Source organism: Euryarchaeota archaeon, from assembly GCA_016207515.1.
Classification (GTDB): domain Archaea; phylum Thermoplasmatota; class SW-10-69-26; order JACQPN01; family JACQPN01; genus JACQPN01.
The window spans coordinates 117833-137270 of record JACQPN010000009.1 but is presented as its reverse complement, the minus strand read 5'-3'; the positions used below and the strand labels follow the sequence as shown (position 1 = coordinate 137270).

Here is a 19438-nt window from a genome sequence, read left to right as displayed (position 1 = left end):
TGTAAGCGCCGGCCCAAAAGTGCCCAGAATCGCCATTTGAAAAGTGCCCAGTCCCATATTACGTTTTCCTGTCACCCGGCGCGCCGGGAATCATGATTCCGGCCCGCCTCTTCTGCTTCAATCGGTAGCTGTCTCCCTTGATGTTGACGACCGTGGAATGATGAAGAGCACGATCAAGTACCGCGCTCGCGATGACACTGTCGCCGAGTGTTTCTCCCCACTCGCTGAAGGGCTTGTTGCTCGTGAAGATCGTGCTGCCGCGTTCGTACCGGCGGCTGACGAGCTGGAAGAAGTGATGCGAGCCCTCCTTGTCAAGCGGCAAGTACCCGACCTCGTCGAGGATGAGCAACCGCGGTTTGGACAATTGCCGGAGTTTCTCTTCAAATTCGTCACGACGCGATGCCTTCCGCAACTGCTCCACAACACTCGTCGCCGTCGTATAGAGCGTCGTGAACCCGTGATGCACGGCTTCCACTCCAAGCCCGATCGCTAAGTGCGTCTTGCCAACGCCAGGCGGGCCAAGGAAGAGGACGTTCTCTTCATTGTGCAAGAAACGCAGCGTGCGGAGCTCCTTGATCGTGGCTTGGTCGACTCCTGGTTGGAACTTGAAGTCGAAGTCGTCCAACGATTTCCTCGCGGGAAACCTGGCAAGTCGAAAGCGCGTTTCGCTCGCGCGCACGCGCTTCGCTTTGACTTCTTCTTCCACGATGTAGTCGATGACCTCGAGCGGGGTCTTCTCCTCGTTCTGCTTGTTCTGGAGCGTCGCATCGAGGATGCTCTCGGCCGTCGTCAAGCCGAGTGTTTTCAGGTTCGCGTGCACGCGCTCGTAAGCGAGATGCGTCACGCGCTTCACGCTCCAGGAAAGTCTTCGAGGACGCGATCGTACTCACTCAATGCGCGTTGCTCTACGTTTGGAACGTTCGTCCAGTCATGCACGCGGTTGGGTTGTGCTATGCGGTCTCTCGTGGCTTTGAGGAGGCCCGCAAAGTGTTCGGACTGTCTCGTGACGTTCCCGCTTCCGAGGTGAACGTCGTGCTCTGCGGCGAGTGTTCCCGCGATCTCCACGAGGATGCGGCCTTGTTTGATACGCAGGACTGCTTCGCGTGTTGCGTACCTCCAGGGAACGCTGTACCGGTTTCCCAGGTAGCTCACATAGCACTCGCGACTCACTTTGCGGTAGAACGTCTGCGTGATGACGTACGCTGGCTTTCCTGCAAGCGGCACGAGGTTCTCGTGGGCGAAGCGCTCGACGGGCGGCACGCCTGTCGTGCCATGGACGCGCTTGTTGACCACGTCGCACCACGCGATGGCTTGCGCGTTGAGGTCTTGGAGGCTCGTGAAGACGCGGCCTTCGAAGAAGTTGCCGCGGATGAACTTCACCGAGTTTTCGACTTTGCCCTTAGTCCACGCGTGGTACGGCTTGCACAAGCGGGGCAGGAACTCGTGGTGCTTGGCGAAGTCTTCGAAGAGCGGCGTCCACTTGATCTGGTCGGGTCGCTCGCGTCGTTCGAGGATGATCTGCTTCATGTTGTCGTACAGGATTTCTCTCGTGTAGCCACCGAAGTACTGGAACGCGTTGAGGTGGCACTGGATGAGGCTGGGCGTCGTGGTGTCGATGACGAACTCGACGTACTTCATGCGACTGTACCCGAGGACGAAGCTGAACACGCTGAGCTTGTGTTCGACGCCGTCGATTGTGACTCGGCCGAACTCGGCCCAGTCAACCTGACCCTGCCCCCCTGGTTGCGTCTCGAACCGGACCACGGCCTTGAGCACCTGGTGGTCTTTCACGCTGGCCACGAATTGTTTGACCGTCGTGTATCCGCCTTCGTAGCCCTTCTGCCGGATCTCGTCGAGCAAGCGGATTGCGCTCAAGTCGTACTCTTTGAGGCGTTCCCGAATGTGGGATTTGAAAGGCTCCAACGGGCTCGACCTTTGTTGGGCTCGCTCGTATTCTGGAGGCCTTTCCATTCGGAGGGCCCTGCGGACGGTCCTGCGGTTGATGTTCAGTTCGCGCGCGATCGCGCTTATGCTCATTCCTTGTTCTCTCAGTTGCCGAATCATTATCCACACCTCGAACCCAATCATCCTCTCGCCTCGGCCATTGGCCGGGCAAGCGGGGGGTGGGCATTTTTACTTCGGCGGAACTGAGCACTTTTCAGGCGGCGTTTTCAGGAGAAAACCCACCTTGAATCGCGGCGCTCGGTGCGAGATGTCGACATCCGTATTCGGCATCTGGCCCGCGTGCTTCGCGCACCAAGGAATCCGGCCTATGGGCATCTGCCACTAACGCCGCAGAGGTCTGCTTTGTCGTTTTGGTCGAAATCGTCAGGAATATCATCGAGCCCAAAAGCGGTGAGGAGACGGGTCGAATCGACTTCCCAATACATCACAGATTGTTTGCTAATGCTGTGCCCTTTGTGGGCCGAGTCCTCGTGCGGTGTAACCATCGGTGTTCCCACGTTGACGAGACCCATGATGTGCCCGACCTCATGTACCAGGACCGCGCTTTCAACAAGCTTCTCCTCGGGTTTTCCGGTGATCGGGAGCGACCCGTCGGAGCGCGTGTTCTCTCGTATGTTCCCTTTGAACATCACGATACACGTTGCGCAATAAGCCGCCCCGAGGACTTGGGAGCTTCCCTGGTCCGTGGTGCTTCCGCCGTTGACGTAGAGGACATGTATCACCGCGGTGTCCCCGCCCGTGGAGCGACTCCGGGCGCCCTGCATGAGGCGGTTCACCTCATCGAAAGTGTACTTCGCGCCCGCGCCTTTGCCGGCGACCCCCGCTTCCTTCACGACGTCGATGTCGATCTTGCCCGTGTTTGCAAGGAGCCGGTTCTCCATGAGGTTCACGGCCTCGGAGTTCGGGTCGCCGCCCACCTCGTAGTCGATCTCCACGACGAGCCTCGAATAGGTCGAGCCGGAGACTATGTCCTTCGCCGCGTCGCCGGGGTTTCGCTGTATCAATCCGCCGTTGCCAAGGCCTGGGATCGTGCAGCCGGAGAAGGCAGGTAGAACCATGAGACAAGCGATGACAAACGCGGGCCGTGCTCGCATCGGCGGGGAACCGACGCGGCGGCCCATAAAGTCATCTCTTTCTGCCCGAACGGTACCGTACATCGTCTTGCCCATAAGAAGCGGAAAGAGCGATCTGCGGTCCCAGGAAGGGAGTCGCCCCGTCAAGGGACCGCATTGCGCGCGCACCGGCGAGTTCAGGGCGCTGCCGGAGGCTCGCCCTTCGTGTTCTTCTTCCTCAAGAAGATGAACCAGATCGGGAGCCCGATTATCAGGAGGAGCACAAGCACCGCTGCCAAGAGGACCGGCCAGAACTTCGCGATCACGATGGACTCGGTGATGGCCATCGTCACGTGCGTCTGCGCCGAGTCGCCGGTCGGTGAGACCATGAAAAAGTCGCGTCCGTCGGCGGTCTTCCCCTTCTCGATCGTGCCGCCGTCGGCCGTCGAGTCGAGGACGCTGATCCCTTTGGGCAGGATGACCTTGTAGGTCGTGTCGAGGTCTTGAAGGCGCGGCAAGTCGAAGTCGAGCGGCACAGTCATGAGGTTAATCGCGGCCGCACCTCCTCCGATGCTGTTCAGGGACTTCTCGATCGACAAGTGCGCTTTGAAGATTATCGGCTTGTCGCCCGATGGCTTCGTCGCGATGAGGCTTGATGCAAGGCTCTTCTCGTCGAGACCACCCGTTATCTGCGCGTTCCCACCGATCGCGTCCGAGACGCGCGTCTGGGCCTCGGTAAGGAGCTTCGTCTGCAGTTCATCCACTTGTGACTGCGAGATGAAGCCATCGCGTAGCAGTATCCGGATGGCGTCGCTTGACAGGTATTCGAGTTCAAGTCCGGAAGGGAGCTTGTCCTTGAACTCGTCGGGCACCACGATGACGCCGAGCTCGCCGTTGATGTCGACGTCGACGAGCAGTTTCCCGAAGTCGCGCCGCACGGCCTTCACGATGTCGATGTCGAGGTCCTTGATGTCGACCGTGACGCCGAGTTTCGCCTTCTGGGCGGTGAACTTGGTGGCGTCCTTGTCGTGGATCTTCATCTTGGCCTTGACCTGTTTTTCGTCAGCCCCAAGGGAATTGTCGACCGTCCAAGTCGCCGAGTGCCCGTCGGACGCAGCACTTCCGCCGCCGGTGACGCTCTCGAACTCGACGCTTGAGGGGATCGAGATCTTGTAGTCGGTGACCCGCCCTGCGTCGCTCGTGAGCGTGAACTCGGTCTCGATCTTCGCTCCGATGGAGAAGACGCCCGTGAGGTCCTTGTCCTTGGCGGCAGCGAGCGTGTACCCACCAACGGCGTTCGCTTCGAAGACCACGGATGGGGTGTCGCGGTACGGTGCCGTCGCCCCTCCGTCGAGGCTCGCGTCGGAGAATCCGCCGGTGACGGTCACATCCGCGCCGAGCGGGCCCTCCAGGGAATCCTTGAGAGTGGAGAGGAGAGTGGCTTCGCCGCCGGTGAGGTCGCTTTCCTTGACGGCGCCCGTCGCTTTCAACGCCCTGAGCGCGTCGGCGCTGATGAAGTCCAAAGTGATTGACGTTGGAAGCGCGCTCGGGAACCGGTCCTTCACGCTGATGACTCCGATCTTGATCTTGACGGTCGCCGTAAGCGGGAGTTTTTCGCCCGTGAGTTTGAAGGAAGGGATCGCCAATTCGACCGAAGTGGAGATCGCCTCCTTGGTCCACGTCGCGGCACTTGCGTCAAGGAGCGTGACGCCAAGCTTCGGTTTCTGGACCGAGCCTGAGAGAGCATCCCAGTTCGTGATCGCGTAAGAGAGCGTCGAGTTGGAGGAACCAAGCGTTCCAGCGCTGGGGCTACTCCACGAGAGCCCGGCCGGTGCCGTGATGACGTACGAGACGTTGTGCCCGGGGTCGGCGTATAGGGTCACGTTCGTCGTGAAGCGCGCCCCGGCCGCGAACGCCGCGTCGATGGCGGCGTCCGAGATGGACGAGATGCCGAGGGCACTCCTCTTTTGGAGGATCACGGCCTTCATCGTGATGTCGATGGTGGGCTGATACGAATCGTTCAGAGGGTCGGCGGAGTTGCTGACGGTGAGCGAAGTGAGGTTCAGCTTCGTCTCTGTGACGCGTCGCGTCGCTGCCTCGGGGAAGGCTCCCGCAAGCGCTGTCTGGAACGTCGCGTTGAGGCTGTCTTCCACTTTCGTGACGAAGGTCGCTCCCGCGCCCAAGCCGCCGAAGTTCGAGATACCGTTGTACTGGTCCCTGGCGGAGTCCGCGGTGAAGTCCGTCCCCTGGACGCGCACCTTGTGGACCTTTGCCGTGATGTCGAGGTCGAGGCGAGTCAGGTTTGTGAAAGTGATCTTGTAAGTCGAGTCGATCCATTCCGAGACCGCGGGGTTCGGATCCGTCCCGGCCGCCGACGTGGTCGGGGCGAAGACGGAGAGGGCGATCGCGGCTGTGGCCAGAAAAGCGACAATTTTCAACCTGGACATGTGAGGACCGCTACTGGTCAAGTTTGAACACGTATAAAGGATTTGAGATGAAGGCCGTTCAATAACAATCCGGGGCGCGACGCCGAGGACCATGCTTTTTTGGCGTCCCGGCTCGTAGGGTCGCCGCGGACAATGCGACTTATCATGATGCCGTGGCGCCTCTCATGATGCCTGAAGAATCCGCTTAAGTAGGGTTCCGTCATTGCCGAAACCAAGATGATGACGATCCGACAACCCATCGTGTCCGTCCTCGGCTTCGATGACTCCGCTTCGGCGTCGTCACCTTGTCTCGCACGGAGGTGGGAGCAGGGTGACGATTAGGCAGCCGATAGTCTCCGTGCTCGGTCACGTTGACCACGGGAAGACATCGCTTCTTGACAAGATAAGGGGCGGCACCGTCGCGGCGCGGGAAGCCGGACAGATCACGCAGCATATCGGGGCCACCGAGGTGCCGCTCGACACGATCCGGGAGATCTGCGGCCCGCTCATGGCCGGTAAGGAGTTCAAGGTCCCGGGCCTGCTCTTCATCGACACCCCAGGGCATCAGGCGTTCACGTCGCTACGGGCGAGAGGCGGAGCGCTCGCCGACATCGCGATACTCGTCGTCGACATCAACGAAGGCCTCATGCCTCAGACGCGCGAGGCGATCAACATCCTTCGCCGCAACAAAACGCCGTTCGTCATCGCCGCGAACAAGATTGACCGTCTCCTCGGTTGGACGCCGGTGCCCGACTCGCCTATCATGAAGTCGCTCTCCGGCCAGCCGCAGCGCGTGAAGGACCTCCTGGACGAGAAGACCTACGAGCTCATCGGCAAGTTGTCGGAGATGGGCCTTTCAAGCGATCGGTACGACCGCGTCGCCGATTTCACCAAGGCGTTCGCCATCATCCCGCTCTCCGCGCGCACGGGAGAAGGTGTCCCTGACCTCCTCCTCGTCCTGGTGGGGCTCGCGCAGCGGTTCCTTGAAAAACAGCTGGAGACGGAGCTCGGCGCCAAGGCCCGGGGAACCGTCCTGGAGGTGAAGGAAGAGCGCGGCCTCGGGACGACGCTCGACGTCATCATCTACGATGGGACGCTCTCGGCATCGGACACGATCGTCATCGGCGGTCTCCAAGCGCCCATCGTCACGAAGACGAAAGCGCTTCTCAAGCCCGCGCCGCTCGATGAGATCCGCGACCCGCGCGAACGGTTCAAGACAGCGAAGACTGTGGCCGCCGCCTCGGGCGTCAAGATATCGGCACCCAACCTCGAAGGCGCCATCGCCGGCGGCCCGCTCTATGCTTGCGACGAGGCGGACGTCGCGCAGTTCGTGGCCATGGTCGAACGCGAATCCACGGTGTCCATGGAGTTGGCCGACGATGGGATATTCCTGCGGGCCGACACGTTGGGAAGCCTCGAGGCCATCGGCTTCGAGTTGAAACAGAAACAGATCCCAGTGAAGTCCGCCGCCGTGGGCGACGTATCGCGTAGAGCCGTCGTCGACGCGGCGACGGTGCGCGACCAGACGAAGCGGGCGATACTCGCGTTCAACGTGAAGGTCCTCCCCGACGCCGAGACGGAGAAGGAGAAGACGGGGGTGGCGGTGTTCGCAAGCGACGTCATCTACCACCTCATCGACGAGTACGCCGCGTGGGTGGAGAAGAAGAAGCAGGAACTCGAGGCGGAAAGCCGCGGCGAGATAACGTATCCGGGGAAGATCCGCATTCTCCCGAACCACACGTTCCGCGTCTCAAGGCCCGCGATAGTCGGTGTGCGCGTCTTGGCGGGCAGGGTGAAAGCGGGCCAGACGCTCATCCGGGACGATGGGAAGGACATCGGGAAGATCAAGTCGTTGCGGTCGGGCGAGGAGACGGTGAAAGAGGCCAAGCAAGGCGAGGAGCTCGCGGTCGCCATCGACGATGCCACCGTGGGGCGGCAGATCAACGAGGAGGACATCCTCTACGTGGACCTCCACGAAGGCGAGGCGAAGGCGTTACGCAAAGTCGAGCTCACGTTTGACGAGCAGGAGACCTTGGACCAGGTGTGCGAGATCAAACGGAAGAGCGAGCGAGCCTTCTGGGGAATGTAGGTATAAGTACGTACTCCAAGACCTACTCCATCGCTTCGTCGGCGGGACCCGCGTAGGCGCCTTTCCGGACTATTTTCCACTCGCCGCGCTCAAAGTCGCCCTGTAATAATCGACTCTCGCAGAGAGCGTCGCCTGTATGTTCCCGTTCGGACGCGATAGCACCTGACCGCCGACGGGGGCTTGGGCGCCCTGGTTCGTCACCGTCGCCGTCCATGTGCCCTTCCCGAGCATCGTCGTGTAATTGCGCCCGAGGTTCTCCGTCGCATTCGCCTCGCTAGCTCCTTGCGTCCGGGTGGCGTTCGGCGTCGACGCCCCCGTGAAGGTGGTGGCGGCCCGCGCATTGCAGTTCATGGAGATCTGCGACCCCGTGCTGTTCCCGGCAGGTTCCCGGAACGTCACGACGACGGTGGCCGGCGCCTGCTGAACGCTGTCGGTGCACGTCAGCGTGAAGGCGATCCTCGTGACGTTATTGTCCGTGATCGGCAGGCTGAGCGTCTGGGTCGCTCCGTCCGCCACGACCAAGGGGGAGGTGGCCTGATCGCGGCTTGCGCTCGCCCAGGCAACGTTGTAGAATTGTTGTGTAGCGACCCCTGTGGCGCCGGTGTCTTGGTAGACCAAGGCGGCGCCGGCGCCGATGCCGAAGATGATGAGGCCCACGATCCCCACGGTCATGTCGCTCTTTTGGAGACTCATCGGTCTTGAAAGGAGGACGGTTTATATAAGGTTCAGCCGGTCGCCACGGCTCGATTGTATAAGATGTTTTATCTAAAAACCGGGTCGTTCCCCTGCCGTCGATGGTCCGAGCGTTCATCGCAGTCAAGGTCCCGTCAAACCCGTCGCTAGTGGAGGCTGTCTCGGAACTCGCGAGGATGGGACGCGGCGTGAAGGCAGTGGACGCCGCGAACCTCCACATCACGCTCAAGTTCCTCGGGGACGTAGCGGACAGCAAGATCCAGGATGTGGTCCAGGTCATCCGGGCGGCCGGCGCCTTGGCGAAGGCGACGGAGCTAGGACTCGTCGGCGTCGGATGCTTCCCCGATGAGCGGCGCCCGAAAGTGGTGTGGGCAGGTTCGCGCGGTGGCGAGGCGCTCGCCGACGCGGCGGCACGGTTGGAGGATGGCCTTGCCGGGCTCGGGTTCGAGAGGGAGCGGCGACGGTTCGTGGTCCACTTGACGCTCGCGCGCGTGCGCGACGATCCGCCGAAGGACCTACAATCCTTCCTTGAGCGACATCGTTCCATGGATTTCGGGAAGGCGCGGATATCGTCGATCGACCTCTTCCGGTCGGATCTCCTCCCGTCGGGGCCGCGTTACACCGTACTCGAATCGGTCGGGTTGGTGTGACGCTTGGCATCTGTCGACGCCGTCCTCGTCATCATGGCCGTGGATGTGATCCTCCTCATCGGGGCCGCCGCGTTCTTCCTTCCCTACGGTTACTCCCCGCCGACCGTCGGCGAAGCGAGGAGGCTCTTCGGGCGTTACCGCAACTATTTCGTGATAATCGGAGCTTCGCTCGTCCTTCAACTGCTGTTCCTGGCCTACTTCCCGCGCGTCAGCGCTCCGGCCGGCTCCGGTGTCACGAGTGTCCTCGCCCGGCTTGAAGGCGGTTACGTGCGGGACGCGGTGTTCGGCCTTCCCGAGGCCGTGTACATCATCTCGACGGTGACCTACTTCCTCGTCCACCCGTTCATCATCTTCTTCGCGCCGCTCCTTTACATCCTCACGGACGACGAGCGCGCGGCGAAGACGGCGCTCATGGGGTATCCAGTGGCCCTGCTTCTTGCCCTTCCGTTCTTCCTCGCCGTGCCGGTCGCTCCGCCTTACGCGTCGCTCGGCCTCACGAGTGCCGCATCGGTCGTGCTTCCGGAGGTCTCGGACTTCTACCAGACGCTCATCGGGCGCGACGACAGCCTGCCGAGCATCCACGTCGCGGTCGCCATCATCCTCGCGTCGGCCGCGTCGAAGTCGGTGAACCGCCGCTTCCGCTTCGCAAGCTACTCCTACGCCGCCATCACCGTCGTGAGTCCGATACTCCTCGGCCTCCACTGGTTCACCGACGTCGCGATGTCACTCGTCGTGGGCGCCTTCGGCGCCGCGCTTTCCGACAGGATAACGAGCGTCGAGCGGTTGGCGTTGAAGCGCGTCGGCCCGTCGCCCGAGAAGAAGCTCCACGTGCGCTCCTCGGCAAGCGAACTCGTGGACCACGTGACGAGCGAGGCGAAGACCTTGGGCCTCGACGTGAAGGTCCGCATGGTCGGAAGCGTGCCGAAGGACACCTACCTCGACATGCCGGGGAAAAGCGTCGACATAGACGTCTTCGTCCTTTTCGATCCATCGACGCCCCGCGAGGCGCTCGAAAAACAGGGCCTCGAAATCGGTCACAAGGTCCTCCCTGATGGGATCGAGAAGTACGCCGAACACCCGTACGTTTTCGGGACTTTCAAGGAGTACAATGCCGACATCGTCCCCTGCTACGACGTCGCCTCGGCGGGGGAGAAACTATCGGCGGTGGATCGGACACCGTTCCATACGGAGTACGTCAAGAAGAACCTCGAACCGGAGGCGCGGGGCGACGTGCGCCTCTTGAAGGCGATGATGCGGGGGACCGGAGTCTACGGCGCCGATGCCGGGGTGCAGGGTTTCTCGGGCTACCTCGCCGAACTGCTCGTCCTCAAGTACGGGTCGTTCCGGGCCGTGCTCGCCGCATCGTCGCGGTGGCCGAAGGGCGTCCTTGTGACACTCGACGCGGTCGAGGACCCGCCGGAGACGGGCGCCCCGCTCACGTTCATCGACCCCGTGGATCCGGGGCGTAACGTCGCCTCCGCCGTGTCGGAGAAGAGCCTCAGGATATTCCAGCAAGCGAGCGCCGCGTATCTACGCCGACCGGCGCTCGAGTTTTTCTTCCCGCGTCCCATCGTCCCGTTGACGACATGGGAATTGCGGCGGCTCATCGCCGACCAGAAGAAGAACGTCCTCGCGGTCACTTTCGACCGCCCCGAGATACTGGAGGACGCCCTCGCCGCGCAGCTGAGGAAATGCGCCACCTCGGCGACGGATCTTCTGGAACGCTACGGATTCAAGGTCCGCCGGTGGGACGCGTCCGGCATGGCCCGGGCACCGCTTCCCGGCGGGCGCGGCGACAAGACGCCGGTCGGGATGGGCGCCGGCGTCATCTTCGAACTCGACACTCTCGAACTCCCGCCCGAAGAGACGCACATCGGGCCGCCGGCGGACCTCATGCCTCACCGGGAGCGTTTCTTGCGAAAATGGGACGCGCATCCTGACGCCTTGAGCGCGGTCCGGGAGGAGCGCGGGCGCCTCGTCGTCGTGAAGAAGCGCGAATACACCAAGGTCATCGAGCTTGTCCATGCAAAACTCGCGGACCTAGACCTTGGAAAGGCCGTCAATGCCAAGGTCAAGGAGCGGTACGAGGTGTTGACGGGCGACGATGTCGTGAATTCGCTCGATAGGCGGTTCGTGACGCAGTTCATAGATGGGAAACCGCCGTGGGAACGCTAGCGCATCTCCACTGCGTCCTCGCGGCCTGCCGACTCTTGCCCCCAATGGGCCCGTAGGGGCGGCGATGACGACCCGTCGGAAACAATCCAGCAGAACGTCCCGCATGGCGCCTACATCGGAAGCGGCGTCGGTTCCATCCCGAAGAACTTCCAACACTCGCCTTCGGGCGCCACGTTTCCGGCGAAGAGCATCGTAAGTTCGTCCCTCGTCGCCGGGAACCATCCGAAACCTCCAAGGATCGACGCGCCAACGAGAGCCAGCGACTTCGGTTGCGGAATGAGAAGTATCGTCTTTCCGGTCGAGCGGGCGATCCGACGTACGAGATCCTTGTACCTGAAGGTCTCCGGTCCACCGACGTGGAAGACCATCCCGTCCGCCTCGGCCTTCCCGACCGACGAGGCGATCATGGATGCGACGTCCCCGACGTTCACGGGTTGGACCCGCGCGTCCGTCATGAAGAGGGGGAAAACGCGTGTTCTCAACATCATGTCGCGTAACTCGGCGACGATTCCGCCACCCGGATGGATGATGAAGCTCGGTCGGAAGACGGTCCATCGTAGCCCCGAGGCTCTGACGGCGTCCTCGGCCCCTCTCTTCGCGGCGACATACGGCGTGTCAACGCCCGCGCCGACGCCGTTGGCGCTCATGAAGACGAATTGGGCCACGTGCTCGGAGAGCGACGCATCGATGAGGCGAAGCGCGGGTTTGAGGATGTTGGCTTCCGCGGTGAGTCCCTTCGAGGGCCGTTCGCGCCGTATGGCGACGAGATCTATGACGCAATCCGCGCCCCGCACCGCCAGGCGTATCGTCTTGTCGCTTCCGAAGGCGTCTGGCACGACGGTGACCTCCCGGCCTGAAGCGGGGACGCGCTCGTGGGCCAAGAGCACGACCTCATGGCCACGCGAAACAAGCGCTTCCACGAGGTGCCTCCCCACGAAACCCGTGCCCCCGGCGAGTGCGACGCGCATCGGACGGATAGGAGTAGCCGCCGTTGAATAGCCTTGCGCACATGCAGTACTGGGGAACACGGAAGGTAATTGGTCCCATCAGGCGGCGCGACCCCTCGTCACACGAAGGGTGGGTTGCTGAAAAGTATCCACGCGGCAAGGAACGTGAAGAAGATGGTCGCCATGTGGCCGAGCCAGTCCTTGCCCTTCATCTTCGCCGTGTCGACGCCGATCAAGTGCACGAGTGGGCGTATCGCGGCGGCGCCGGCGAGGAAGAAGACGAGACCGAGGAACCACAACCGGGGATCGCCGCGGGTGAGAAGCGGTTGGGCGTAGGCGGCGACGATGCCGAGGACGGCGCCGAGTCCGACGCCGACTATCGATATCTTGGCCGACGCGTTCTCCCGCAAGTGGAACGCCTCCTCGTCGAAGACAGGCATCGGGAACTCGTATTCGCCCGTCGATTCGCCCGGTGACTTCGACGACTCCCGTTCGTCGCGTCGCTTCTGCCGCTGCTCCATGCGTTTCTTCTTGTCCTTGAGCGTGACGCCAACGAGCGACAGCGCCAGAAGTCGGGGCGACGTGCGACGGCCAAGCGGCTTACGAGAGGGGTGCCCGTCCATGGCGTGGCGCGTGAGGGAGATAGGTCGGATATAAGACTAGTGGGGGTGTCAAAGTCGGGCCGTTCGGCGCCAGGCGAAGGACCCGGAAAGGGGGCCCGGGGGCGCAGGATCATGGTGTCGGGCGCTTCGTGAGCTCCGCGCTCGCCGCCCATAGTCTCTTCCCCGTTTCCGGATCGCGCCCCGGGAGGGAAGGCTCACGCGGCCGGCGCTTGATGAAATACCGCCCCGAGACGCCCTGAACGTCCGAGGACACGGCAAGGTAGGTCGCCGTGTCCGCCCCCCGTTCGGCCGAGGTCATGAATGGCGCGCCGAGCATCATCACCGCCCCCAGCCAACCTTGGCCCTTCGCCCAACGCGTGCGCACGGCGCCCGGATGCATGGAGTTCGACGTGACGCCCGTGCCGTCGAGGCGTCTTCCTAGTTCGGCGGAAAAGAGCACGTTCGCGAGCTTCGATTGGGTGTACGCCTTGAGCCCGTTCCACCGCTTCTCGCCTTGAAGGTCATCGAAATCGATGAACCCTCCCCGATGCGCCTCGGAGGCGACCGTGATGACGCGGCTCGGCGCCGATCGCTTCAAGGGATCCAAGAGCAGTCCGGTCAACAGGAAGTGGCCGAGATGGTTCACGCCGAAGGTCGTTTCGAACCCTTCCACCGTTGTCGAGCGCCTCGCGAGGTAGACGCCCGCGTTGTTCACGAGCACATCCAATCCCGGGAACGACTCTTGAAAACGGGCGGCAAACGCCCTCACGGACTCTAGGCTTGAAAGATCCAGCGCCATGACGCGCGCGTCGGCGTCGGGGACCGTCGCCATCAGTTCGGCCCTCGACGCCTCCCCCCGCTCTGTGTCGCGGCAGGCCATGACGACGGCGAAGCCGTGGCGCAAGAGGCCCCGGGAGACCTCCTTGCCGATGCCGGAGTTGGCGCCGGTTACTACCGCCACCCTCCGGCCGGAGGCCGACGCGGTCATCTGGTCGCCCATCTGGTCACGTTTCATGCGGGAAAGGGTAATAGCGTTTGTCCCTTTTCCTTCGACGTGCGCAAAAGCGGCCGCGCGGTCACGAGCCAAGGGTCCGGCCCCGCACCGCAGACCATCCATGCTTCAGCTCCGTTCCTTCTTAGGGAATCGTTGAAAAGCGGCCAGGCATTCCGTTGGAGGGAAGGGACGCCGCCGGCATACGAGGTGGACGGGGCCGGCATCAAGGCACAGGTCGTCGGGCACGATGCATGGATGTCGGGCGTCATCGGCGGCCGCCTGTTCTACGCGCGCCAAGTCGGCGATGCCGTGGAGTTCCATTCGTCGCAGCCGTCGCAGACCGCCTATCTCGAACAATACCTTGCGGTCTCGGCCGACCAGGAGGCCCACCGGAAAGCGTTCGTCATCGACGATTTCACGGCGCGCGCGGTCGAACGATACGGCGGCATAAGGATACTGCGCCAAGACCCGTGGGAAACGATGGTCTGCTTCACGATCTCGGCGGCCAACTCGGTCACGAATATCGAACGCGTCGTTTCACGCCTATGCGAAAGGTACGGTCGCCGCATCACCATCGATGAACCGTGGTTCAAGGGCGGTTTCAGGGCGTTCCCGACACCGCAGGCTCTCGCGAACGCGGACGAGCAGGAGGTGCGCAGGGTCACCTCCATGGGTTTTCGCGCCCCATTCGTGATCGGCGCGGCGCGGCGCATGGTCGACGATGACATCGAACTTTCCGACTTCAGGACGCGCTCGTACGACGAGACGATCGAGCACCTCATGTCTTACGACGGCATCGGGGAGAAGATCGCGGATTGCATAGCGCTCTTCAGCCTCGACAAACCGGAGGCGTTCCCGGTCGACCGTTGGATCAAACGGGTGATGGAACGGATGTACTTCCGCGGCCGGCGCCAGTCGTACGAGAAGATCAAGGGGCGCGCCTGGAGGTTTTGGGGAAGGCACGCGGGGTTTGCCAATCAATTGTTGTTCCATCAGGCTCGCCTCGATGGGACGACGCGCTGAAAATCGAAGCCGCGACGTGGTTCACCCGGTTTTCGAGGCGGCCTGGAAGCGGGCGCCCGGAGATGGGTTTCGACCATAGCCGTTCCCTTTTCGCACGTTACCGTGCCCAGGGTCTAATACGTGTCTTCTTCGGGGTAACCACAGTTGACTTATCGAAGCCTGCGCGAGAACCCGTTTCATGTTTCGTCGGGCGAGTCCAACCCTCTCCGGTCACGGCGCGCCTCGTCGTGCGCTCTTTCCCCGGACCCGTCCTCCGGGGCGTCGGACCCCGCGGGAAGCGGCATCGGAGCGGGGGATCACGTCACCGTCGCGATGAAGATGTCCGCGCGACCGTAGCGCGTGTCCGGGAAAGCGATGACGGCCCTGTCGTTTGACGCTTGGAGCCCGATGTAGTCGCCGATGAAGACGCCCTGGCCGAGGCCGACGAGTATCTGGTGCTGGCTCAGGGTCGTCACGAACGGCTGGTCGGAGACGAGGAGGTTGGCATCGAACGTCTCCCCCTTGTCGCCGCTATGCGCGTAATAGACGACCGCCGTGACGCCGGTGGGGTCGAACCGTTGGTCGAGCCAAGCGACATGCACGTCCTTCCCGTTCGGGCTCAAAGCGATCGCCGGCATGAACGAGAACGCCGCGTCCACCGGGTCTTCATTCACTTTCAACGGGACCGACCAGGTCGCACCGCCATCGAGGCTCCGGGTCACGAAGATGTCGTGGCGGTAGAGGTCGAAACAGCCGGTGCCCGCGCATGTCTGCGGGCGCTGTAAGCGCCCAGTGTCGTCCGCCCATGCGACGACGAGCGTGTCGTCGACGCGCGAGGCGGCTAGTTGTGGCAAATTCGGCGTGCGATAGAGCCGGAGGTTCGCGGGATTGAGCTGCATCCCATTGTGCGCGGCTATTGTTCTCGGCGACGACCACGTGCGGGCCTCGTCGTGGCTCTCGGTGAAACTGATGTGGCTTCCCGAGTGGGCGACCACGTAAATCGTTCCGTCCGCGCCGACGTCGATGCTCTTGCGAGGCCCGCCGACGACGGCGCCGCGCTTCTCCCATGTCAGCCCACCGTCGAAACTCACGAGCGCCTTGTTCTGCCCGTCCATCACGGCGTAAAGGTTCCCGGTCACGGGATCGGCGACCATCCACTCCTTGTCGACGAACTCACGGAGCACCACAATCTGCGGCCCGAACGTACGGCCCCCGTCATCGCTCTTGTAGACGTCGAGGCCGTCGGGCCCGCTTCTTCCCTCGTCGACATGGAGTACCATGGACAGGACGCTTCCGTCGGGCGCGAACTCCACGACGGGGTCGCTCGCGTAACCGTCGCTCTCTCCGAGGGGAAGTCCATCGACGACGGGCACCGATGATTGGAGGAACCCTTCCGTCCAGGTGAGGCCCCCGTCGAACGTCGTCGCGTAGGGCGTCACGACGCCGCCCGTTCCCAGGTGGCGGCCCACCTTTTCGAGGTTGCACCCCTTAGCGACGGCCACCATGTGGTGCGGGTCTTGAGGGTCCATCGCGAGGTCGATCTCGTTCCCCGGACCCACTCTTGCGGTCGCTCGGACGTTGCACCGCTCGAGCGGGCGCTCTGGGACAGGAATGGGAAAGGGGCACAGGACGCGGTCAAAACCGCTTGAGGCATTCTTCTCCACGTCGTTTGCGTCCTTCGCCGACTGCAGAACCGGGGCTCCAATGCCTTCGGAAGCGAACGGACCTTGCCACAAGCCACCGGCGCCTCCGACGACCATGACGGTTACGAACATGATGGGTAGGAGCGAAAGCACGGTGGTTTGTGTGGACATGGAACGGCCTCCGGGGGAAGTGCGCCCACGCGGCTAATATAGAGATTCGTGAGAGTGGCTGCTGGATCGTAGTGAGAGTGGCTGCTGGATCGTAGTGAAAGCGGCTGTCGAATCGTCGTGATAGCGGCTGTGAAACGAAGGGGCGGCATCACGAAGCCAGGTCGCCAAGGCGCGGGTGGCGGCCGACACCCACCGACCCTTTACGAGAATCGGAGGGAACCATTATGTAGCCACCGGGGTGCTACAGAGCGGAGGCTGAGAATGGCACTACTTCGGAGTCAGAGTCGGTCACGTGGTTTTGCGTCTCGCAGCGGGCGAGGCGGAGCGGCGCCCGCAATGGCGCTTCCCACGATGCCGCCGAGCGGCCCTCGGCTCGCACCCGAGCCATCCGGGGCGGATCCGACGACCTTCATCGGCTACGCATTCGCCTTCACGAGAGGGTGCTGAAGTATGGCCCCGCGAAGGGCCGCGATCCCGGGCGCGCTCGTCCTGATCGGGCTCGTCACGATTGGCGCGGTCGCATTGTCGCCCTCGGACGCGACGTTCCCGTCCCAGAAGATCCCCGCGCCCGGGACGCACGGCATGTTCGGCGTGTCGCTCGCCGTCGACGGGGACCGCATGATCGCGGGAAGCTGGGACCGGTTCTACGGTCCGACGCGATCTGATGAGGTCTTCATCCTCGCGCGCGGCGAGGACGGCGCGTGGAACGTGGAGGCCCGCATCGTCGATCCTCGCCTCGACCCCACCGGCGGGTTCGGCCACCACGTGGGGATCCAAGGGAGCACGGCCGTCGTGGGCATGTATGCCGGGAACGACGGCACGACGAGCGTCGTCTACGTCTACCACGAAGGGCCCTCCGGCTGGGAGCTCGTCCAGATCCTCAAGCCGCAGGTCACCGCCGGCGTCCACGGGTTCGGCTGGGGCCTCGCGTTCCACGACGACCGCCTCGTGGTGGGCGCCCCGTGGGGGGCATACTACCCGCCCGGACAGGCCGCGGGTTTCGTGTTCGACCTCGACCCCGACGGAACGTTCACGGAGGTCGCGAAACTCACGCTCGACCCGCCCGTGTGGTCGGGTCTGGGTTATTCGGTCGCCTTCCACGGGGACCAGGTCGCCCTGGGGGCTCCTGGTGAGCTCGTGGACGGCAGGTACGGCTCGATCCACGTCTTCGAGCGCCAAGGGAATGGCGCGTGGGCGCATGCGGCGAGGCTCCTCGCGCCACCCGAGGTGCCGGGCCTCGTACCGTGGACGGGCGTGTCGCTCGCGATGGGCGACGGCGCGATCGTTTCGTCCGCCTCGTTCGACGACGGGATCCGACGCGTCACGGTCTTCGACCAGTCGAGCGGAGCGTGGGGTCCCGGGAAGGTCATCACGCCGTCCACCCCCCCCTGGCTTCACGGCCTTGGTGGTTACGGGACTTCGATGCAGATCACGGGGCCGACCCTTCTTGTCGGCTCTCCCTTCGACAACGCGAACACGGCGGGCATGAACATCGGCGCAGTCGACGTCTACCACCATCTTCCCGATGGTGGATGGGTCACGACGAATTGGCTGCGGAACCTCGACTACAGCTCCCCGGGGTTCGCGAACCTTGGCGCGTCCGTCGCCCTGAGCGGCGAGCGCCTCTACGCGGGCGCGCCCGGCGTCGGCTACGGCGACGGTCTCGTCGCCGAATACGAGATTCAAGACGTCGGCTGGGGCCGCGCGTACGCGCTCGACCTCGCCGATAGCAAGACGTCCGACACGGGCCTCGTGCGCGCCGCGCCCACGGCGGACGTCCGCCTCGCGGCGCAAGAGCCCGCGGCGCTCGGCGCAAGCCTCAGCATCCTTGAGGGTCGCGTCAAGGGCAACGCGAGTGGGATCGATTCGAGCGCGAACGTCGCGCACGCGGTCGTTCCGCTTCCCGACGGGCGCGTCCTCGAAGCGCTGGGCGTCGCGACGCACGCGCGCTCCACGTGCGCGGGGAACAGTGCGGGCTTCAAGATCGCGCGCCTCCTCCTCGATGGCGTTCCACTCGTGGAAGATGCGGGCCTCATCCCGCCCAACACCGTCGTCGATGCCGCGGGCGTGCGCATCGTGTTGAACGAGCAGCACTCGACCGCCTCCCAAGGCGTTGTCGCGAAGGGCGTCCACGTGACGCTGAACGGCGACGAGGTCGCGACGGTCGGGTACGCGTTCGCGTTCGCGCGGGGGTGCTGAGCTTGGGCCGACCGTCCCTCGTTCTCATTCTCGCCTTGGCGATCGCCGCAACCTCAGCCCAGGCCGTCCTCGCCTCGTAGCGCTCGGACGGAACGTTTCCGTCGGACACATGTTCGCACCCTCATGCGCCGGTCAGGACGTGGACACGGACCCGATCATGAGCGTCGGCGGTTGCGCCACGAAGGCGGGACTTGGAGCCACAATTCTTATTTGCGGAGCGGCCCTCTGCGGGGTTTTGATAAGATGATGATTGAAAACAAACTCAAAGAATTCGGCCACACCCTTCCCATGACCACGCGCCCAGTCGCTTCATACATCCCGACGGTGCGGACCGGCAATCTTCTCCACGTCGCGGGGACGATTCCAACGATCGAGGCGAAGCCCCAGTGGACGGGAAAGGTCGGCAAGGACCTGACTTTGGAAGAGGCGCAGAAGGCCGCCGTCCTTTGCGTCCTCAATAGCCTCGCCTACGTGAAGGACGCGACGGGCGACCTTGACAACGTCGCTCGCATCGTGCGCGTCAACTGCTTCGTCGCCACGGCGCCGGGTTTCATCGACGCCCACAAGGTGGCGAACGGTGCCTCGGATTTCCTCGTGAAGGTCTGGGGCGAGAACGGGAAGCACGCAAGGACGACGATCGGTGTGGCGGAACTTCCGATGGGCGTCCCGGTGGAAGTGGAGATCCTTTACGAACTGAAATAGTGCGTCGTGACTTGACGTGGCCCGCCAGAGGCGCGGCCCACAACAGCCGACGTTCGGGCCTCTTCCACCGGCTGATCCCCGTCGGGGCGACGCGTCGTGTTCCGCTCCTCGTTCCAGTGCCGTAGCGA

15 protein-coding genes are annotated in these 19438 nt (G+C 63.4%); 6 read left to right on the top strand and 9 right to left on the bottom strand.

The window, feature by feature from the left end; translation table 11 throughout:
• Positions 1 to 58: 58 nt before the first annotated feature.
• The 4 genes from HY556_04490 to HY556_04475 form a co-directional block, all read right to left on the bottom strand.
• A complete protein-coding gene (locus HY556_04490) occupies positions 59 to 844 on the bottom strand; it encodes an ATP-binding protein (GenBank protein MBI4393044.1) in 786 nt (261 codons plus the stop codon).
• 5 nt (positions 845 to 849) lie between these two features.
• On the bottom strand, positions 850 to 2037 hold the full coding sequence (locus HY556_04485; protein ID MBI4393043.1) for an IS21 family transposase: 1188 nt from the start codon (positions 2035 to 2037) through the stop codon (positions 850 to 852).
• A 233-nt stretch (positions 2038 to 2270) separates the two neighbouring features.
• On the bottom strand, positions 2271 to 3023 hold the full coding sequence (locus tag HY556_04480) for a hypothetical protein (GenBank protein ID MBI4393042.1): 753 nt from the start codon (positions 3021 to 3023) through the stop codon (positions 2271 to 2273).
• A 191-nt stretch (positions 3024 to 3214) separates the two neighbouring features.
• Positions 3215 to 5455 carry a hypothetical protein gene (locus tag HY556_04475; GenBank protein MBI4393041.1) on the bottom strand — a complete coding sequence of 747 codons (2241 nt, stop codon included), beginning with the start codon at positions 5453 to 5455 and terminating at the stop codon, positions 3215 to 3217.
• A 268-nt stretch (positions 5456 to 5723) separates the two neighbouring features.
• On the opposite strand from HY556_04475, the gene infB reads away from it, so the two are divergent.
• Positions 5724 to 7532 carry a translation initiation factor IF-2 gene (gene infB, locus HY556_04470; protein MBI4393040.1) on the top strand — a complete coding sequence of 603 codons (1809 nt, stop codon included), beginning with the start codon at positions 5724 to 5726 and terminating at the stop codon, positions 7530 to 7532.
• A 69-nt stretch (positions 7533 to 7601) separates the two neighbouring features.
• Here the strand turns inward: infB and HY556_04465 are convergent, their stop codons facing one another.
• A complete protein-coding gene (locus tag HY556_04465) occupies positions 7602 to 8225 on the bottom strand; it encodes a hypothetical protein (GenBank protein ID MBI4393039.1) in 624 nt (207 codons plus the stop codon).
• Positions 8226 to 8326: 101 nt separating this feature from the next.
• Here HY556_04465 and thpR point away from each other — a divergent pair, with 101 nt between their 5' ends.
• Both thpR and cca read left to right on the top strand, forming a co-directional pair.
• A complete protein-coding gene (gene thpR, locus HY556_04460; protein ID MBI4393038.1) occupies positions 8327 to 8875 on the top strand; it encodes an RNA 2',3'-cyclic phosphodiesterase in 549 nt (182 codons plus the stop codon).
• 3 nt (positions 8876 to 8878) lie between these two features.
• The gene (gene cca, locus HY556_04455) at positions 8879 to 11050 is read left to right on the top strand and encodes a CCA tRNA nucleotidyltransferase (GenBank protein ID MBI4393037.1); all 2172 of its coding nucleotides are present in this window, start codon (positions 8879 to 8881) and stop codon (positions 11048 to 11050) included.
• Between the two features lie 110 nt (positions 11051 to 11160).
• Here cca and HY556_04450 read toward each other — a convergent pair whose 3' ends face one another.
• From HY556_04450 to HY556_04440, 3 genes are all read right to left on the bottom strand, one after another.
• Complete coding sequence (locus tag HY556_04450; protein MBI4393036.1) at positions 11161 to 12018, bottom strand: NAD(P)H-binding protein; 858 nt, start codon at positions 12016 to 12018, stop codon at positions 11161 to 11163.
• 98 nt (positions 12019 to 12116) lie between these two features.
• Complete coding sequence (locus HY556_04445; GenBank protein MBI4393035.1) at positions 12117 to 12620, bottom strand: hypothetical protein; 504 nt, start codon at positions 12618 to 12620, stop codon at positions 12117 to 12119.
• A gap of 109 nt (positions 12621 to 12729) precedes the next feature.
• Positions 12730 to 13587 (bottom strand): SDR family oxidoreductase, encoded by an 858-nt coding sequence (locus HY556_04440; protein MBI4393034.1) that lies wholly within the window; start codon positions 13585 to 13587, stop codon positions 12730 to 12732.
• A gap of 66 nt (positions 13588 to 13653) precedes the next feature.
• Here HY556_04440 and HY556_04435 point away from each other — a divergent pair, with 66 nt between their 5' ends.
• Entirely contained in the window at positions 13654 to 14616 is a 963-nt protein-coding gene (locus HY556_04435; protein MBI4393033.1) for a hypothetical protein, read from the top strand.
• Between the two features lie 296 nt (positions 14617 to 14912).
• Here HY556_04435 and HY556_04430 read toward each other — a convergent pair whose 3' ends face one another.
• Positions 14913 to 16409: an exo-alpha-sialidase gene (locus HY556_04430; GenBank protein ID MBI4393032.1), complete on the bottom strand. Its 1497-nt coding sequence runs from the start codon at positions 16407 to 16409 to the stop codon at positions 14913 to 14915.
• A gap of 450 nt (positions 16410 to 16859) precedes the next feature.
• On the opposite strand from HY556_04430, the gene HY556_04425 reads away from it, so the two are divergent.
• Entirely contained in the window at positions 16860 to 18608 is a 1749-nt protein-coding gene (locus tag HY556_04425) for a hypothetical protein (GenBank protein ID MBI4393031.1), read from the top strand.
• A gap of 243 nt (positions 18609 to 18851) precedes the next feature.
• Positions 18852 to 19310 carry a RidA family protein gene (locus HY556_04420; protein MBI4393030.1) on the top strand — a complete coding sequence of 153 codons (459 nt, stop codon included), beginning with the start codon at positions 18852 to 18854 and terminating at the stop codon, positions 19308 to 19310.
• The last annotated feature ends 128 nt before the right edge of the window (positions 19311 to 19438 follow it).

What these genes read in the sequence shown, in the direction of transcription:
- HY556_04485 (MBI4393043.1), bottom strand. Translation starts at nt 2,037, where the DNA reads ATGAGCATAAGCGCGATCGCGCGCGAACTGAACATCAACCGCAGGACC.
- HY556_04480 (MBI4393042.1), bottom strand. Translation starts at nt 3,023, where the DNA reads ATGGTTCTACCTGCCTTCTCCGGCTGCACGATCCCAGGCCTTGGCAAC.
- infB (MBI4393040.1), top strand. Translation starts at nt 5,724, where the DNA reads ATGACTCCGCTTCGGCGTCGTCACCTTGTCTCGCACGGAGGTGGGAGC.
- HY556_04465 (MBI4393039.1), bottom strand. Translation starts at nt 8,225, where the DNA reads ATGAGTCTCCAAAAGAGCGACATGACCGTGGGGATCGTGGGCCTCATC.
- thpR (MBI4393038.1), top strand. Translation starts at nt 8,327, where the DNA reads ATGGTCCGAGCGTTCATCGCAGTCAAGGTCCCGTCAAACCCGTCGCTA.
- HY556_04450 (MBI4393036.1), bottom strand. Translation starts at nt 12,018, where the DNA reads ATGCGCGTCGCACTCGCCGGGGGCACGGGTTTCGTGGGGAGGCACCTC.
- HY556_04445 (MBI4393035.1), bottom strand. Translation starts at nt 12,620, where the DNA reads ATGGACGGGCACCCCTCTCGTAAGCCGCTTGGCCGTCGCACGTCGCCC.
- HY556_04440 (MBI4393034.1), bottom strand. Translation starts at nt 13,587, where the DNA reads ATGACCGCGTCGGCCTCCGGCCGGAGGGTGGCGGTAGTAACCGGCGCC.
- HY556_04430 (MBI4393032.1), bottom strand. Translation starts at nt 16,409, where the DNA reads ATGTCCACACAAACCACCGTGCTTTCGCTCCTACCCATCATGTTCGTA.
- HY556_04425 (MBI4393031.1), top strand. Translation starts at nt 16,860, where the DNA reads ATGGCCCCGCGAAGGGCCGCGATCCCGGGCGCGCTCGTCCTGATCGGG.
- HY556_04420 (MBI4393030.1), top strand. Translation starts at nt 18,852, where the DNA reads ATGATGATTGAAAACAAACTCAAAGAATTCGGCCACACCCTTCCCATG.